Here is an 18,438-nt window from a genome sequence, read left to right as displayed (position 1 = left end):
CTATTTATTAAAAATTGAAATCTTGTAGTCGTTCGCTAACGGTCAGATCTTTTTGTTGCTCTTGTGCGATATCTTGTTGAAGTTTTTCATTCCAAGTATCTTCATCCCACAGCTCAAATTTATTCAACTGACCTACTAGCATTAATTTTTTATTGAGCCCTGCATGCGCTCTTAGTGGAGAAGACAATAAAATTCTGCCGTTTTTGTCGAGCTGACATTCCATCGCACTACCTAGCAAAATACGCTTTACACGACGCTCAGCCTCAACCATGTTCGATAACTGGCTAAGTTTTTGTTCGACTTCCTGCCATTCACTTAACGGATACAACAACAGGCAGGGATCTTTTAAATCAATTGTGCATACTAATTGGCCTTCGCAATCTGCCTGCAATAAAGCACGAAACTTGGTTGGTATTGCCAAGCGTCCTTTATCATCGAGGTTAATTGCATGTGCGCCACGAAACATGTAAGCGTTCCCATTTTGTTATTAGTGCCGATCCACTGAGATCCATTTTTTACCACTTTTCTCCACAACGATAGAGTCTAGGGCTTGACACAGGTATTTGTCAAGAATTGTAACAATAATATTTTTCTCGCAAGCCCTTTATTGATAAGGGCTAGAGCAAAGTTAATGAATTTAGTGGAAAAAAGTGGAGAGAGATCTTAGATCACGCCTTTACTAGCCTTGCATTGAACCTTTTTGCATAAAAAGTGATCGAATTAATAATGTTTTTTGTACAAGCTGTTTACGTCTTACCTTATGGGCTTTTACAAATGTTAACTGTAATTTGTTGTTGTTATTTTGACCCTCTGGTAATTTGGTGCCATAAATTGCGATCTTATTAAAGGAAGATGTTTATGAAGTTCAGTAAATTACAAAAAGGAATTACCCTAGCGTTATCGTTCTCGATACTGGCTGCTTGTGGCGGTAGCTCAAGTAATGACAGTGAAACAGTTGTTGATGGTGGTACAACTGGCGGTGGAACAACAGGAGGTAATGACAACCAATGGGTTGCCAATGAATTTAAAGCAAAAGAAGATTTTGCAAATAAGTGCGCAATTGTTCGCACAGGTTCCGATCCATACACTGGCGAAGTTTATAAAGATACTGCTGGTACACTGAACGACGAAAAAATGTGGCTTCGTTCATGGAACCATGAGTCTTACCTTTGGTATAACGAAGTTGATGATGTCGATCCTGCCAACTACGATACACCACAAGCTTATTTTGAAATTTTAAAAACTTTCGCTAAAACCGATTCAGGTGCTGATAAAGATAACTTCCATTTTTACCAGGATACCGCAGAATACCGCGAACGCACTCAAGGCGGTGCATCATCGGGTTATGGCATTCGTTGGCGTTTCGGCAGTACCACACCACCTCGAGAGTTATTTGTTGTACAAAGAGAACCTAATTCACCGGCTGCGCTTGCAGGCTTTAATCGTGGCGATCAAATTTTAGAAGTGGATGGTGTTGATCTAATCAATGGCGATGATGTCGATACTTTAAATGCAGGTTTATTCCCTCAAAATGATGGTCAGACGCATACAATTAAAGTGAAGGATACCTTAGGGGTAGAAAAAACACTAACGGTAACCTCTGGCAGCTATGAACTTGCTCCCGTTAAAGCAACGAATACTTTTGTACATGATGGCAAAACCGTTGGTTACATCCAATTTGATACCTTTAGCATTGCCGATGCACAAACTGATTTGATTGAAAAATTTACCGAATTTAGAAATGCAAATATTAGTGAGTTAGTAGTCGATTTACGCTACAACGGTGGTGGTTTACTCGCGCTTTCATCACAATTAGCTTATATGATTGCAGGTGATGTGAATACCAATAACCGCAACTACTACACCTTAAAATACAATGGTAAATGGTCTGAAGATCAAGCGCTGGGTTTTTATAATCAAGAAATTGATTGGGATAATAGCCGCTTTACCGGTGTTGATTTACCTACGGTTGCATTAAACAAAGTGTATGTAATTTCAAGTGGCTCAACTTGCTCTGCCAGTGAAGCACTGATCAATGGTCTTGCGGGTATCGATCTTGATGTGGTGTTAATCGGTGGACAAACTTGTGGCAAGCCTTATGGTTTTGTACCAACAGATAACTGCAGTACAACTTATTTCACTATTCAATTTAGCGGTGTAAATGCTAAAGGCTTTGGTGAATACTCAGATGGCTTTATTCCTAAGCAAAATCCAAATTTCCAAACTGAAATTAAAGGCTGTACGGTAACTGACGACCTAACTCGTCCAATGGGTGATATTTCAGAAGGCATGTTATCAACTGCACTCTATCATATGGAAACTGGCAGTTGCCCAACAGTAAAAGCTACAAAAGCGGTAAAACAAGCAGGGTTAAGTAAGCAAAGCACTGGACCTGCCTTACATGTGCCAAATAATCGTTTTGAACAGATGATTGAAAATAATGCGATTATCACACCAATAAAAGAGGCGACAAAGTAACGCCTGTTGAAAGAAAAAAGGTGGCAGTTGCCACCTTTTTTTCATTTATCGAAAAATAAAAAATAACGATATACCCGCTATCGCCAGCAGTGTGCCAATAATTGTTTTTGTTGAAGGAATTTGCCCTTTAACAATTGCGAAAAACAAAATAAATAAAGGCGATGTAGCAATTAATGTTTGCGCTACTGCAGGGTTGGCATATTTCAAAGCGACTTGCTGCAACCAAAGTGTTAAAAATGTCCCCACAATGATAGCAAGCAACAGCAAAGTAAATTCGCGGCTAGCTAATTTACGAAAGCCACCAGCTACAGCAAATAGCTCATTTCGCTTAAACAGCACCAACATAATAAATATAGCGCTAATACCTGCAAATAAACGCAATAAAGCTCCTAACAATGGCTCTATATCACCTGCAACAAGCGCATAGTGTGAAATAACTACACCCGTTGCCTGGCACACACTTGCCAATAATCCAAACCCAATACCCGATGCATTCACCGGTTGCTTATTTTCTTCTGGTTGCATCACCACTAATGCCACAGCAAATGTAGTAACCAATACACCTAGCCAGCTTTGCCAACTCAATAAACTACCAAGTAACAAAACAGCTAAAATACCTGAAAGCGGTGGCGCAATGGATTCAAGTAATAATGTTTTATTTACCCCGATCCGCTTTAAAGCTGCAAAATAGGCACTATCGCCAATGGCGATCCCGATTACTCCCGATAGCAATAAAATAATCATATGTTGCTGTGAGAGCTCAAAATTTACTTCGGGTAATAAAGGTAGGGTTATCAACATCAGAGAAGAAGCGAAAATACCTTTAATCAAATTAAGCTGTAACGCACTAAAGTGATGACTAAAACGCCCATACAACACGCTCGCTAAAGCCCAAAAAAATGCAGCTGCCAATGCAGCAACTTCGCCTAACATCTTATTTCCTCTGAATAATTTAAATTGAAATTTTTAATTTAACTGCCACAGTTAAACTAACCCTAAATAAGTTTTAAGGAATAGAAATGGCAAATTGGATCGATGGCACAGTAACAGACATAAAATGGTGGAATCAAAAATTATTCAGCCTAACGCTTAGTGCACCATTGCCAAGTTATAAAGCTGGGCAATTTACTAAACTTGCCATGACAATTGAAGATAAAAAAATTGCCCGCGCATATTCCTTTGTAAATACCCCTTCACAATCTGACTTACATGAATTTTTGCTAGTCACTGTGCAAGATGGTTTGTTATCACCACCCTTATCTGAATTATCCATTGGCGAAACAGTACACGTTGCAGAACAAGCTTCCGGTTTTTTTACCCTGGATGAAGTACCATCGTCTAAATACCTATGGCTACTTTCAACAGGTACAGCCATTGGGCCTTTTTTATCTATGCTCGGCGATCCAGAGCTCTGGCAAAAGTTTGAAAAAGTAATTTTAGTTCACGGTGTGCGTAAAAAAGAAGATCTTGTATATCAAGAACTCATAGTTAACACTTGCCAATCTCATCCTCTCACATTCGTACCTATGGTCAGCCAAGAAGCCATAACGGATGGCTTATCTGGGCGGATCACCAACGCTATTACATCAAAAACGCTATTTAATTATGTTGGAGTAGAGGCTTCACCTGAAAACAGCCAGTTTATGCTGTGTGGTAATCCTGAAATGGTAAAAGAAACCACTGAGATTTTATTAGACTTAGGCTTTACACGAAATCGCCGTGCAAAGCCTGGTAATATTACTGTTGAGCAATATTGGTAAGGTAATTATTCGCCTGCAATCGACATACTTTCGATTAATACAGAACCAGTCTGAATACTGCCGCGTAAGTCTACATCTCCACCAATTGCTGCAATTTTTAAGAACATATCTTTTAAGTTGCCAGCAATAGTTACTTCACTTACAGGGTATTGAATTTCACCATTTTCTACCCAAAAACCAGCTGCGCCTCGCGAATAATCACCCGTTACAATATTTACACCTTGTCCCATCACCTCTGTAACCAGTAAACCTGTGCCCATTTCATTTAGCACTGTTTTTAAATCTTGATGTGACGCTTCAACTAACCAGTTGTGAATACCACCAGCATGACCTGTTGCTTGCATACCTAATTTGCGTGACGCATAACTTGCTAGTAAATAGGTTTGTAATTCACCATCTTTAATTATTTCGCGGTCGATGGTTTTAACCCCTTCACTGTCCACAGAGGACGAAGCTAACCCGCCTAAAATATGTGGACGCTCCTCAATATTGACATGCTTACTAAACACTTGTGTGCCTAGGCTATCCAGTAAGAAGCTTGATTTGCGATATAACGCGCCACCGCCAATCGCCGAAACTAAGTGGCCAAATAGTGAACTTGCAATGTCGGCACGAAAAACAACAGGGTATTTACCGGTAGGAATACGACGGCAGTTTAAACGAGCAATTGTCTCTTCTGCAGCTTCAATACCAACGCTTTGCGCACTGCGAAGTCCATCTTGCTTACGAGCAATGGTATAAGCAGAGTCGCGCTGCATCATGCCATTTTCTTCACCAATCACCATACAACTGATGCTATGACGACTACGTGGAAAACCTACAAGCTGACCATAACTGTTACCATAAACGCGTAATCCATTATGACTTGAAAAACTTGCACCATCAGAGTTAGAAATACGCTTATCAAATTGCATTGCTGCACTTTCAGCTTGTTTACACAACTCAATACCTTGCTCAGCAGACACCTGCCAGGGGTGGTATAAATCTAAATCGCGCGGCGCAAAATCAAGTAGCTCTTTGTCTGCAACCCCATTACATGGGTCTTCAGAAGTATACTTTGCAATTTCTACCGCCTTAGCAACCACGGTTTTAAGTGCATCGGCACTTAAATCAGCAGTAGATGCAGACCCTTTTTTATTGCCAACATAAACACTAATGCCCAGTGCACCATCTTGGTTGTATTCTATCGTTTCAACTTCGCCTAACCGTGTTGATACTGACAGACCAGATGTGCTCGACATCGCCGCTTCAGCAGAGCTTGCACCTAACTGTTTTGCATAATCGAGCGCTTCGCTCACTGCCTGTTTAACTTCGTCAAGGCGCTGAAAAATTGGATCGTTTGAATCTGCGTGCATAAGGAATTGAGCTTAAATTTAACTATTTTTTTAAGCATATCAAAAATAGCGTCATAAGGCAGAGCATCACAGCGTATTTTTCACGTATAATATAAAGAAATTACGTATTTACCTTTTGGTTTCACACCAATTGCAGTAATAGGCGTAACAATATTAATTTGTGGAGACACCATGGCCAAAAAGAACAAAGTTGATTTCGATACGCCAGAGGAAGAAATTATTTATGTATCGCGTGCTGAATTAAAGCGTGATGCGAAAGAATTACATGAACTTGGTGCTGATATTGCTGCACTAAGTAAAAAGCAGCGAAAAACAATTCCGCTCAATGAAGAATTGATTGAGGCAATGGAGCTTGCTGATCGCCTCAAAGAAAAAACCGAAGCTTACCGCAGACACTTAAACTATATTGCTAAGTGTTTACGCCTAGCGACCAATATTGAAGAGATCACCAAAGCGGTAGACATCATTAAAAATAAACATGCTCAAGGAAATGTGCTATTTCATAAATTAGAGCATATTCGTGATGAGCTAATTGATGTTGGCGACAATAAGATCAATGAGTTAGTATCTGAATATCCAGAACTCGATAGACAAAGATTACGCCAATTAACACGCCAAGCGAAAAAAGAAAAAGAAGCGAATAAGCCAGCAAAAGCTTACCGCGAAATTTTCCAGTGTTTAAAGCAGGTAATCACACAATAAAAACCAACAGCAACGGTTAAGGATAAGCATGAGCACAATAAGGCAACTTAGTATTTTACTTACTGCATCTGCGCTTGCAGCGTGTAACGGCTCTTCAGGCAAAAATGAAGAAGTCACACCACCCGACCCAGATGCGCCAACCTTAGTTGCCGTCTCTGTGCTAGATGAAAATTGCCAAGCAATGTCATCACCTTCGCTTGTTGCTGGTTCTACTTTTTGTATTGAAGCCTATTTAAGTAAAAACAACGCAGCGGTTGTAAACACCAGTGTCAGTTTTGAAACCCCTTTAGGCTCACTCTCGCCAAGTAGCAAACTAACAAATTCTGATGGTGTTGCCCAAGTTCTGCTTACCAGCTCTAGTTCTGATATCGGCGCAGCCGATGTTACTGCGAGTTCGCAAGGTGCCAGCGACAGTGCAAGTTTTGAATTTTTGCGAGACACCAATCAAACAACCACGCTGCCAGTTGTATCACTCTCAAGTTTTGTTGGAGATGCTGCGATTAATAGCGCAAAACAAGGTGAAGTAATTACCTTGAAGGCAAACTTGGTTGATAAAGAAAATAACCCGATTAGTAATCAGCCTATTCGCTTTACAGCTGAAATAGGTGAGCTTAATGCAAGCTTTTGGCTTACTGACACAAATGGCAATGCAAATGTATTACTCACATTAGCAAGTGATAGCCAAATAGGTGCTGCCACAGCCGTTGCTACTTATCAATTAGATGAGAGCAATAGTGTTAGCTCACAGATTAATTACCAAGTACTCAGTGCTGATGATATCGAAACACCTGTGGTACAAGTTGGTTACTTTGATAACGATGGTAATTTTATCGCTAACCAATTGAAATTAAGTGTTGCGCGTCAAAGTGATGGCAGCGTCGATTTAGCGGCGGGTGGTACACTTGGCTTATCGTTAGTTTTAGTTGATGAAAATGAGCAAGTTATTACAACACCCACTGCGGTTAACTTTAGCTCTAACTGTGTGCTAAACAACAAAGCTAACATTGATGAGCAAGTACTTACTATTAACGGCGAAGCCAACTCAACTTATAAAGATATCAGCTGTGCTGGCGCCAATGGTAATCAAGACCAAATCATTGCAAGCGTAACTGTAAACGGCAGCAATATTATCTTAACGCAAGATATTAACTTATCAGGAGAGGCACTCGGTGCCATTGAGTTTGTCTCAGCAGAGCCGACCTCAATTGTGCTTAAAGGTACTGGCGGCGTTGGTAAACAAGAAATTTCTACCCTGACTTTCCGTGTCCGTGGCAAACAAGGAAACTTATTAGCACAACAGCCAGTGAATTTTAGTGTAAGTACGGATGTTGGTGGATTAGAAGTGTCACCAAAAACAGCCATCACTAATTCACAAGGTGAAGTCAGTACAAAAGTTATTTCGGGCACGGTACCAACATCAGTGCGTGTTACAGCAAGCGCGACGACTACAAACGATGCAGGCGAAAGTGTTGAGATTATTAGTCAATCTGATTTGCTCTCGGTAAATACCGGTCTTGCCGATCAAAACAGTATTTCGCTTTCAGCTGCGGTTCTTAATCCGGAAAGCAACAGTATCAATGGCGTTACAACGGAAATCACCGCTTGGTTAGCTGATAGCTTTAATAACCCTGTGCCTGATGGCACAACGGTTAATTTTACCACTGAAGGTGGCCAAATAGAGCCAAGCTGCCAAACAACTAATGGTTCATGTTCTGTTACTTGGCAAAGTAGTGAACCTCGTGTTTTTAACCATAGATCTACTATTCTGGCTACCGCCATTGGTCATGAGACCTTTTTCGATACTAATGGTAATAACCTATTTGATAATCAAGATGGTAACCCTGTCGTTAATAACGAGGTATCAAGTGGCTTTGGCCGTGCACAATACCTACCATCTGGTTTTATTGATATGTCAGAAGCATGGCGCGATGACAATGAAAACGACACCTATGATCAAGGTGAAACCTTTATCGACTTTGATAACAATAAAGTATTTGCCAGTGCAGATGGACTATTTAATGGTCCTCAGTGTTCTGGCGATTTATGCGCAGCGCAAAGTTTGATAAATGTGCGTAAGTCATTGGTGCTAATTATGGCGAGTGGCGCAAGTAAATGGGCACTCTATGAAGCAAATAACACAGAAACCTTAATTGCAGATAACAGCAATACGTTAACACCAACTGCGATTGCAAGAGCATCTAGCCAAGCCTACACTTTATATTTTGCTGATACAGCAATGCAAACGCTGCCATTAAACTCAACAGTGTCTATTGCGACCGATGAAGGTGAACTAGTTGGCCAGACAAGTTTTACTGTTGGTAATACGACTGGAACCCCAAATCCAATTAGCCAAGCTGACATTGATGCTAATGTATCTATATCAACTGCAAGAGCTAAAAATGTATTTGGCGGACAAAGCATCAGCTTTGATTTGAAAAATACACTTGCCGAAGACGATCAACCAGCTACTGCAAACCTCACTATTGAGATCACAAGTCCAAGCGGTCAAACAACATTTAAATTGTTGAAAATACAGTTACTCTAACTAATCTAAAAGAACCAATAAAAAACGCTGCAATTGCAGCGTTTTTCTTTTTTAAAAATCAGAATAACAATTTAAGCAGCTGTGCCACCCACTGTTAATTCATCAATTTTAAGGCTAGGTTGACCAACACCAACTGGCACACTTTGACCATCTTTGCCGCAAACGCCAACGCCATTATCAAGTGATAAGTCATTACCTACCATTGAGATTTTATGCATTACGTCTGGGCCGTTACCAATAAGAGTAGCTCCTTTGATTGGTTGTGTTACTTTGCCATCTTTAATCAAGTACGCTTCTGATGCCGAGAACACAAATTTACCCGAAGTAATATCTACTTGGCCACCAGCAAAGTTTGTCGCGAAAATACCATTTTCAACACTTTCGATAATTTCTTGTTGCGTACTTTCACCAGGTAACATGTACGTATTAGTCATACGCGGCATAGGTAAATGGGCATAAGACTCTCGACGACCATTGCCCGTAGGTGCAACACCCATTAAGCGCGCATTTAGTTTATCTTGCATATAGCCTTTCAGCACACCGTTTTCAATTAGCACGTTATAGCCCGCAGCAACCCCTTCATCATCCACATTAAGCGAACCACGGCGGTTATCTATTGTGCCATCATCAACAACGGTACATAAGCTAGAAGCTACTTGTTGTCCTACCTTGCCACTGAATGCAGATGAGCCTTTACGGTTAAAATCACCTTCTAAACCATGGCCAACTGCTTCATGTAATAGTACACCAGGCCAACCGCCACCAAGCACTACAGGCATAGTACCCGCTGGCGCTTCTACCGCATGTAAATTAACGTTAGCAAGGCGCACCGCTTCATCGGCATAACTCATCCAGCGCGGCTTTCCATCTACTAATTCGTAAAAATAACCATAATCTAAACGTGCACCACCGCCAGCACTGCCGCGCTCACGCTTGCCGTCTTGCTCTAATAACACTGAAATATTCAAGCGAATAAGTGGGCGAATATCTGTGGCGAAGGTACCATCACTTGCGGCAATCAATATTTCTTCATACACAGCGGCCATCGAACATACCACTTGCGATGCATTTGGCGCAATTTGACGGATGTAAGCATCCACTTGTTTAAGTAAGTCAATCTTCTCGCTATCTTTTAAACTGCTGATTGGCATAATCGGTTGGATAATATGCTTATCTAGTTCTACCACCTGAATTTTACTTGTGGTAACTTCAGCACTGTTTTTATCGGCAACGGTTCTTGCTGCAAGTGCAGCTTGAGTAATCGCATTTTTGTTAATGGCATCAGAGTAAGAAAAACCCGTTTTTTCACCTGAAATCGCTCTAACACCCACGCCGCGCTCAATGTTGTAGCTTCCATCTTTTACAATACCATCTTCAAGTACCCAAGATTCATGGTGACTTGACTGAAAGTACAAATCGGCATAATCAATTTGATGTTCTTGAATTAAAGACAAACTATCGAGCAAATCTTGGCGAGAAAGACCGCTTTGCGTTAATAAATGCTGTTCTACGTTATTGCTCATGTTTAAACTCATAATTAAATTGGTTATGTGACATCAACGGCATGTTTTGCCTAATTTCTGTCAATTTATCCATATTGGGTAAGTATACGATATTGTTTGGCTCTGTTGCTAACATCGCTTCAATTTCACCCCACGGCGATATCACCACACTATGACCATAGGTTTCGCGCCTTCGGTCGTGTGTACCTGTTGTTGCAGCTGCTACGATAAATACTTGATTTTCAATTGCTCTGGCTTGTAAAAGAGGCAGCCAATGTGCTTTTCCGGTGGGAACTGTAAATGCCGAAGGTACTAGAATAATATCAGCACCGCGCGCTCTAAGGGCACTGAATAGCCCAGGAAAACGCATATCGTAACAAACTGTTAAGCCTATTTTTCCAAACGGCGTATCAACCACAACAAGCTCTTTACCCGCTTTGGTTGAATTCGATTCACGGTAATTTTTTTTACTATCATTTACGTCTACATCAAATAAATGAATTTTATTGTAGCGAGCAACTAGTTCACCAGATGAGTCTATAAGCAGTGATGCAGCGTAATATTTATCACCGTCACCGATGGGAATGGTGCCAGCACTAAGCCAAACATTATATTCTTTAGCAAGACCACAAACTTCGCGAATAAATGGTTGGCTCGCATGTGCAAAAGCCATTAATTCACTCGGCTCGGCATCAAAACAGGCAAAGCCTTCAGGTAGGCAAACAAGTAATTCTTCATTTTTGTATTTGTAGCGAAGCTGATTGAGCTCTTGGCGCAAATAAGCAAGGTTTTTATCTGGTACTGAGCTTACCGTCCATTGTAATACTGCAATCATTGGGTTTGCTCCTGTGTACTTTGTTCACTCGATTGCGACTCTTCAGTCATAGGGACCACTTTCTTTTCTTCAGGTAAGTCATCTTGTTTTGGTTGAGGGATTTCAATCTCACGACTTTTCTTACCTTTTTCAGTTACAACGGGCTCTTCAAATGTGCCAGTAATGGTGTATTCAATCTCTGAAATTACCCTTGCAGAATGCAGCACTTTATCGATAGCAAGCGCAGCTAATCCAGTTACCGGGTTGACCATCCAAGCAACAATCACTGGAATGCTTGAGGTCACTTCAGGTGCAACCCACATGGTGTAATCGATTTTTCGGGTATTTAAGTCCGCATAGCCCTTAATTGTTAAATCGGCTGGTACACCGTTGAGCTCTGCATCCTTAGTGTAAGCAACCCCTTTATCAATTTGCATGGTGCCTTTCATACTGTTGTAGAAAAACCCTTTTGCAAATACATCGCGGAAGTCGAGCTTTAGTTTTCGCACTAATGAATCAAGACTTAGCAGCGAGAAAACACGCGCGCCCCCGTCGCTTATATCGGTAATATAGCCATCGCCTAAGCGCCACTTTAAATCACCCGACAGTGATTCAGTATTGAACTCATATGGCGTGCCATACCAAGCTAAATCGATATCTATTTCGGCGTTTGATTCTTTAATTGAACTAGTTAAATCAAACTCGTCAGTTAGCTCACCAATATCTTTACTAACAAGCTTGCCAGCAAGGTTAGTTTTTTGTTTTTGCCAACTGCCCTGCCCAATAAACTGATGCTTACCTTTATTAATATTCAATTGGCTTATCAGTAAACCATTGTCTGCAGGGTCTAAATCTAGAATGACTTTATCCAGTTGATAAGTATCAATTTTGCAATCTGCACAGTTAAAACGAATGGCGGGTAAATGCATCAACCATTGATTATCTTTCGGGCCGTCAAAACTATCGAGTGGTGCTAAACCAACTTGCACTTTTTCTTGTTGTTTAAAGTTAAGCCTTAAGTAATCTGCCTCAATATACACAGGACGCTGTGCTAGTACGCGGGGAATACTCACTTCAGCACGCACTTCTTTACCATTAATTTTTAGCTGCGTTGATTGCGCAAGAGCCGTTAAATTTATATCTAAATCATTAAACTCAATTTCAGATAACGTTGCATAATCAATATTCGCGTTTACTGCTTTTAATGAAGGAAATACCTGATTTGTATTACTTGATTCACTCGGAGTAGTAATTAAGTGATCAATAAATGGGATCCACTCAACAATATCGGCTTTAGCTAAATGCACCGACACATCAAAACCTGAAGCATTAATGCCCAAATCTTTTTCACCGACAATTAAATGCGCATTAGTAACTTTGCCTTCACGGTTATCAATAATGCTATTGAAAAATAACTGCTTGTTGATATTAGCGGTAACCAAGTTCGAAATTTCATCACCTTGAACAGTTAACGCAAGCGGCCAAATTTCATCACTTTTCTTGCTGTAAGGAACTGGTAAGTTAGTGCCCAACCCAATCAAGTTTGAATTTGCACTGGCATTATAATTAAAGCCTTGCGGTTTCAAGGTCATATCAAATGCAATATCAAACGGAACAACGCCGGTTAAATACCCATCCATTACACCCTGGGTATGTTTAACAATGTCTTTAATTTGCCACAGTGCATCGCCGCTTAGTGAAAGTGCGTAATTCTCGCCACTTGGTTTACCTTCCAAACTAAAGTTAAATGGCATATCCAGCCACGTTGCATTAGCATTTTTAAGGGTGATATCACTGTTATGAAAGTTTAGCGTACCATTTAAGTTTTTAAATGGAATACCTGGCTTAGCAATGTAAATTGGTGTATTTGAAAAATCGACAGATCCAGTCACATCCACTTTTCCATTTTTACCCGCTTTTTTACCAAGCGGCACCTGAATGCGTGTTTTGCCAATAACTTGACCTTGTCCTTGAATTGTCTCAAGCACTGCGCCAACCGAGTTATTTAATGGGGTAGCGGCAAAGAATGGCTGTAATTTTTCAGCTTGTTGTATTGTTTCAATATCAACATTCAGCATATTTGCATGAGATAAGTCATCAATACTAACAACTACCCCTTGCCCCAAGCGTAGGCCCGCAAATTCACCTTGCTTAGAGACAATATCCATACGCTCATTTGAGAATATCAAATCAGCTTCAAGGTCAGTTATATCTGGCCAAGATTGATTAAAATTAAATGTTGCGTCAGTTACCTTTGCATCAACTAAAAAACGCCCATTATGCTCTCGGTATGGAAAATCACTTAACTTACCTTGCCAAAGCACTTTAGCTAAATCAATACGACCGCCACGTAGTGAGCGATTTAAATAATCTATTGTGCCTTGTGGCATATAACCACGAGGGAAGTAATGACGAGCTTTGAGTACTTCAGGGCCTTGCATTTCAGCGTATAAACTAAGCTCTGTTTGAGCATACAAATCAAGTGAGAACTCTGCAGCAAATGTAAGCTCTTCGTTATGTAGCCAGATGGTGTCACTTTGAACCTGCCACCCCTCAGCCTGCTTGATAAAATCGATTGATATATCCAACTGCTGATATGGAATAGCGCGCGAGAATAACTCGCCTGTCATCAAGTAGTCATCACTGCCCTGAATGCTTAACTTAGCTGCCTGCTGATCTGCAACAAACTCAAGTGCAAGGTTCTGTACCCCAGGAATGCCTTGATAATGTTGCCATGAAAGCCCCTCAGCTTTACCTGTTACAAAGTAATCTTGCTGGTTGTGATAACGAATATATAACTCTGGAATGCTGCCATTGAGCTTTAATTCTTCGGCAAAATGAATTTCATCAAAAGGCATTAATGGAGCAATATCACTGACTAACGCAAGTGGAAAATCTCGCCAGTGAGCAACCAAATTATCACCAAGAAATTTAAGTTTGCCGCCAAATGTTGGCCACTGACTTTGATTTGCACCAATACTCAGCTCTGAAGTTTCAAGCATCCAAGCATCATTATTTGGGCGAAGGCGAAAGGTACCACTGTTTATTTGAAGTGACTTTTTATCTTTTGCTTGCTGCCAGGTTATTTGGCTTGGTGCCCAATCAAGTTGCACATTTTCGATTTTAAACTCTTTAAAGCGCGCCCAAGCTTTGAAGTTAATATCACTTTTAACCCCAGAAACTTTTTCTGATAACACATCTTGCAGCCAACTACTGGCATTGAGTTGCTTACTCTCAACAAACAAAGTGCCAAACGACTCTGAAAAATGCTCACCGTATAAATCTAAAATCACTTCTAAACGGTTGTCTGAAATCCCCGGTAAAGTGATGTAGCCAACACCTTGATGCTGAGTATTACGGTTTTGCCAAGTCACACGCTCTACCGCAATTTGGCGGTTTTCATTGCGCTTAGTTTTAATAAATAATTGACTATTTTCGACCGCAAAATGCCCACTTTCAGCAAGAAAAAGGGTTTCGAGTACATCGATTAAGTTGGCACCGTCCGCACTTTGTTCACGGCTAGGCATAGGCTGGTTTAGATCAATCTTGGCAATTAATCCAGAGAGCACAAAGTAGTTTGATACTAATCTGCGCTGTAAAACTGATTGCCAAACATTAACATGTAGACGTGATTGCTCGACATACAAGCCAAGCGCTAGCGATTGCTCTTTACCGAATGAAACTTGATTGAGTACTAGTGCAGGTCCAGTATGCTCCCAGCCCGCGGAAATTGAACCAATAGCAATGTTAGTACCGACCTGCTCAGTTAATAACGATTCAATTTCACCTTTATAATCATTAGCATAAGGCAAGCTGTATTTTAACAACGACACAAGCACAGCGACCAGCACAAGGCTGATCGCGAATATTTGCCAAATTTTACGTAAACACCAAAAACAGGCGTGCCTTACTTTTTGCACTACATCATCACCACATCAAACTGCTCTTGATTATACAAGCTTTCTGTTTGAATACTGACTTGTTTCTTTATAAAAAGTTCAAGCTCAGCTAGGTTATGATATTCATCATTTATAAGTGCTTCACTCACTGCTGGCGATGCGTAGACCACAAATTTGGTGGCATCGTAAGCGCGATTTACCCTTACTATTTCTCGTAAGATTTCATAGCACACAGTTTCAACTGTTTTTAATGCGCCACGGCCCTTACACACAGGGCATTCACCACACAAAATATGCTCTAAGCTTTCTCGCGTACGTTTGCGAGTCATTTCCACAAGACCAAGCGCTGAAAAGCCATTGATATTGGTTTTTGCGCGATCCGGTGCCATTGCTGTTTCTAAGCTGTGCAACACGCGGCGTTTATGTTCAGCACTCGCCATATCGATAAAATCAATGATGATAATGCCGCCCAAATTACGTAAACGGAGTTGCCTTGCAATCGCTTGGGTCGCTTCAATATTTGTATTGAAAATGGTTTCTTCGAGGTTGCGATGACCAACAAAGGCACCAGTATTTACATCAACCGTAGTCATGGCTTCTGTTTGATCAAAAATCAAATAACCACCCGACTTTAATTCAACCTTACGTTCTAGCGCTTTTTGAATCTCATGTTCTACGCTAAACAAGTCAAAAATTGGGCGCTCACCTGGATAATACTCAAGCGCTTTTGCCAGCTCAGGTACAAATTCTTCTGTGAAGGCTGTTAATTGCTGATAAGTCAGCTTTGAGTCAACGCGAATGCGCTCCATATCCTCACCAACATAATCGCGTAAGGTACGAAATGCTAAGGTTAAGTCCTCATGTAAAATTGACTCTTTACGCGTTTTTTTGCGTTTTTTAGCAATTTTATGCCACAGTTTTTTTAGAAATTTAGCGTCATGTTCTAGTTCAGCTTCGGTTGCGCCTTCTGCAGCTGTACGCACAATAAAGCCACCTTCTTGATCATGAAACGGCGCTACGATTTTTTTTAAGCGTTCACGTTCATCTTCACTTTCAATGCGCTGCGATACACCAACGTGCGTGGCGTCTGGCATAAATACCAAATACCGCGATGGAATTGTGATATCGGTTGTTAAGCGGGCACCTTTAGTACCAAGCGGATCTTTAACCACTTGCACCATAATGTATTGCCCTTGCCTAACAAGCTCACGAATATCTTGTACTTTTTTGATTGGCTGATCGTCTACACCTTCGGCAATCGAGGTACTATTTACAATGTCTGAGGCATGTAAAAAAGCCGCTTTTTCTAAGCCAATATCAACAAAAGCAGCCTGCATTCCCGGTAATACACGGCTGACTTTACCAAGGTAAATATTGCCTACAATTCCAAGATTACCTTCTCGCTCAAGCTGCACTTCTTGTAGCACACCATTTTCAATCAGTGCAACACGGCTCTCACTGGGTGTAACGTTAATTAATAACTCGGAGCTCATACACCCTCCTTGATAAATTCTGCTAGTAACTGCTCTGTTTCATAAAGTGGTAAGCCCATTACCGCAAAGTAGCTACCATTAAGCTGTGTTACAAAACGCCCTGCACCGCCTTGAATGCCATAACTACCGGCTTTATCAAATGGCTCTTTAGTAGCGCAGTAATCCTTTATTTCTTGCTGTGATAACTCTTTAAATGTCACATCTGTCGTAACTAACTGTGACTTAACAGCTTTAGTATTTGCAAATGCGATAGCAGTCATCACTTGATGCGTTTTTCCCGAAAGAGATGATAATGTTGCTACAGCATCAGCAAGATCTTGCGGTTTGCCAAGTACCTTACCGTCTAAAACCACAATGGTATCTGAGCCAAGTACTGGGAAATTTTGCTCGGCAATTGCCACACCTGCTCTGGCTTTCTCTTCAGCAAGACGACAAACAAAAAGCTCAGCAGACTCACCTTCTTTCTGGCTTTCATCAATATCAGTGGCAAACTGTTCAAACTCAACATCCAATTGTGAGAGCAACTGCTTTCGTCTTGGCGATGCCGAAGCGAGATAAATTTTTGTTGGCATTAACGGATCCTAAAATGGCGTCGATATTTTCGCAGTAATAAAAACAACCAAGGCCACGCTAATGCGCCTGTTAATACTGGCCAAAGGTACTGAGGTAAAAAATAAATATCGAGTAAAAAGTGGTTTAACCAAAAGACTAGCAGATAATAAAGCGCCAAGAAAAGCGCGACTAACATTGCTTGCTGCCAAACACTAAAGTTACGAATTTTCTGATAGTTACTGGCGGTAATATAAATTACGATAGAATAAGTGAGTGAGCGCACACCGAGTGGTGAACCAAGTGCTAAGTCGATTATTAACCCTGCCATCCAAGCAAAGCCAATATTCACGCGATGCGGTAGCGCTAGTGACCAATACATAATCACAAGTAGTACTAAATCCGGTCGGTACATCTCAAATGCAATCGGTAACGGCATGAGTGCCAATACTAAAGAGACAAACACGGATAATAAAATAAAACCTAAATGCCTAGTCATTGGCTACCTCATTGCGCCAAAGTAAAATCAGCAGGCGAATACGATCAAGCTCAGCTATTGGGCTGGCATATACTTCAGAAAACGGTCTTCCCTCATTGCGGTTGATACTAGTCACAGTTGCAACAGGGTAACCTTCGGGAAATACACCTCCTAAGCCTGAGCTCACTAGCACATCGCCAATGCGAATATCCATACTGTGAGGCACATGTGACAGTCTTAGTTGATCTATTTTACCGATGCCTTCAACTACCGTACGCACATTGTTACGTAGAATGCGCACTGGCGTTGCATGCTGTGTATCAGTAATTAACAGCACGCGACTAGTCGTACTGCCTACACTCGTTACTTGCCCGACAATACCTTTGTCATCAATTACTGCGAGACTTTCTTTCACGTCATCGAGTAAACCACGGTTGATTAACACTTGGTGACTATAAGGATTTGAATGTACAGACAATACTTGTGCAATCAATTTACGGTCTTCAAGTTTTTTGGAAGACCCTAATAATGCACGCAGCTTTTGGTTTTCGAGTTTTAAAAATTCGTATTGCTGTAGTTTCTGATTTTGTACCAATTGTGCTTCACGTAAAGCATCGTTCTCTACCATTAAGCGCTGGTGAGAAGACAGGTTTTTGCTGCCTTCGCGAAACATTTCATAAGGGAGGTTTGCAAGGTAAAACAAAGGGCTAACAATTGTATTTAAGCTAGCCCTAACTTTGGAGCCACCATCAGTAAAGCGGTCGCCGATAATTAATACCGCGCTTAACACAATGGCAATCACCAAGCGTAATTGCAACGAGGTATTTCTACCAAAAATTAAATTCATTGCGCCCTCAAAGAGC

The 18,438-nt window shown here is 41.0% G+C and carries 14 protein-coding genes; 4 read left to right on the top strand and 10 right to left on the bottom strand.

Annotated elements, in window-relative coordinates:
* Nucleotides 1-7 precede the first annotated feature (7 nt).
* Entirely contained in the window at nt 8-466 is a 459-nt protein-coding gene (gene mraZ / locus AAEU29_RS19395) for a division/cell wall cluster transcriptional repressor MraZ (RefSeq protein ID WP_010561177.1), read from the bottom strand.
* Nucleotides 467-858: 392 nt separating this feature from the next.
* Here mraZ and AAEU29_RS19390 point away from each other — a divergent pair, with 392 nt between their 5' ends.
* Nucleotides 859-2,478, top strand: coding sequence for a S41 family peptidase (locus tag AAEU29_RS19390; protein ID WP_421974855.1), 1,620 nt, complete (start codon nt 859-861; stop codon nt 2,476-2,478).
* A gap of 45 nt (nt 2,479-2,523) precedes the next feature.
* On the opposite strand, the gene AAEU29_RS19385 is transcribed toward AAEU29_RS19390, so the two are convergent.
* Nucleotides 2,524-3,411 carry a DMT family transporter gene (locus tag AAEU29_RS19385; protein WP_421974854.1) on the bottom strand — a complete coding sequence of 296 codons (888 nt, stop codon included), beginning with the start codon at nt 3,409-3,411 and terminating at the stop codon, nt 2,524-2,526.
* Between the two features lie 86 nt (nt 3,412-3,497).
* Between AAEU29_RS19385 and AAEU29_RS19380 the strand changes: the two genes are divergently transcribed.
* Complete coding sequence (locus AAEU29_RS19380; protein ID WP_421974853.1) at nt 3,498-4,238, top strand: ferredoxin--NADP reductase; 741 nt, start codon at nt 3,498-3,500, stop codon at nt 4,236-4,238.
* A 5-nt stretch (nt 4,239-4,243) separates the two neighbouring features.
* Here the strand turns inward: AAEU29_RS19380 and pmbA are convergent, their stop codons facing one another.
* Nucleotides 4,244-5,593, bottom strand: coding sequence for a metalloprotease PmbA (gene pmbA, locus AAEU29_RS19375; RefSeq protein WP_421974852.1), 1,350 nt, complete (start codon nt 5,591-5,593; stop codon nt 4,244-4,246).
* A 171-nt stretch (nt 5,594-5,764) separates the two neighbouring features.
* Here pmbA and yjgA point away from each other — a divergent pair, with 171 nt between their 5' ends.
* Nucleotides 5,765-6,295: a ribosome biogenesis factor YjgA gene (gene yjgA / locus AAEU29_RS19370; protein ID WP_421974851.1), complete on the top strand. Its 531-nt coding sequence runs from the start codon at nt 5,765-5,767 to the stop codon at nt 6,293-6,295.
* Between the two features lie 28 nt (nt 6,296-6,323).
* Nucleotides 6,324-8,840 (top strand): Ig-like domain-containing protein, encoded by a 2,517-nt coding sequence (locus AAEU29_RS19365; RefSeq protein ID WP_421974850.1) that lies wholly within the window; start codon nt 6,324-6,326, stop codon nt 8,838-8,840.
* A gap of 71 nt (nt 8,841-8,911) precedes the next feature.
* On the opposite strand, the gene tldD is transcribed toward AAEU29_RS19365, so the two are convergent.
* The 7 genes from tldD to mreC are packed head-to-tail and all read right to left on the bottom strand — an operon-like array spanning nt 8,912 to nt 18,422.
* Nucleotides 8,912-10,363, bottom strand: a complete 1,452-nt coding sequence (tldD, locus tag AAEU29_RS19360) for a metalloprotease TldD (protein ID WP_421974849.1) — start codon at nt 10,361-10,363, stop codon at nt 8,912-8,914.
* Complete coding sequence (locus AAEU29_RS19355) at nt 10,353-11,177, bottom strand: carbon-nitrogen hydrolase family protein (protein ID WP_421974848.1); 825 nt, start codon at nt 11,175-11,177, stop codon at nt 10,353-10,355. Before AAEU29_RS19355 ends, tldD begins: the two co-directional genes overlap by 11 nt.
* The gene (locus AAEU29_RS19350; protein ID WP_421974847.1) at nt 11,174-15,076 is read right to left on the bottom strand and encodes a YhdP family protein; all 3,903 of its coding nucleotides are present in this window, start codon (nt 15,074-15,076) and stop codon (nt 11,174-11,176) included. The genes AAEU29_RS19355 and AAEU29_RS19350 overlap by 4 nt, the downstream gene beginning before the upstream one ends.
* The gene (rng, locus tag AAEU29_RS19345; RefSeq protein ID WP_421974846.1) at nt 15,076-16,548 is read right to left on the bottom strand and encodes a ribonuclease G; all 1,473 of its coding nucleotides are present in this window, start codon (nt 16,546-16,548) and stop codon (nt 15,076-15,078) included. The genes AAEU29_RS19350 and rng overlap by 1 nt, the downstream gene beginning before the upstream one ends.
* A complete protein-coding gene (locus tag AAEU29_RS19340; RefSeq protein ID WP_421974845.1) occupies nt 16,545-17,120 on the bottom strand; it encodes a Maf family protein in 576 nt (191 codons plus the stop codon). The genes rng and AAEU29_RS19340 overlap by 4 nt, the downstream gene beginning before the upstream one ends.
* Nucleotides 17,120-17,596: a rod shape-determining protein MreD gene (mreD, locus tag AAEU29_RS19335; protein ID WP_421974844.1), complete on the bottom strand. Its 477-nt coding sequence runs from the start codon at nt 17,594-17,596 to the stop codon at nt 17,120-17,122. The genes AAEU29_RS19340 and mreD overlap by 1 nt, the downstream gene beginning before the upstream one ends.
* Nucleotides 17,589-18,422, bottom strand: a complete 834-nt coding sequence (gene mreC / locus AAEU29_RS19330; RefSeq protein ID WP_421974843.1) for a rod shape-determining protein MreC — start codon at nt 18,420-18,422, stop codon at nt 17,589-17,591. Before mreC ends, mreD begins: the two co-directional genes overlap by 8 nt.
* Nucleotides 18,423-18,438 lie beyond the last annotated feature (16 nt).

Source organism: Pseudoalteromonas aquimarina, from assembly GCF_049257255.1.
Classification (GTDB): Bacteria; Pseudomonadota; Gammaproteobacteria; order Enterobacterales; family Alteromonadaceae; genus Pseudoalteromonas.
This window is presented reverse-complemented; position numbering and strand designations above follow the sequence as displayed.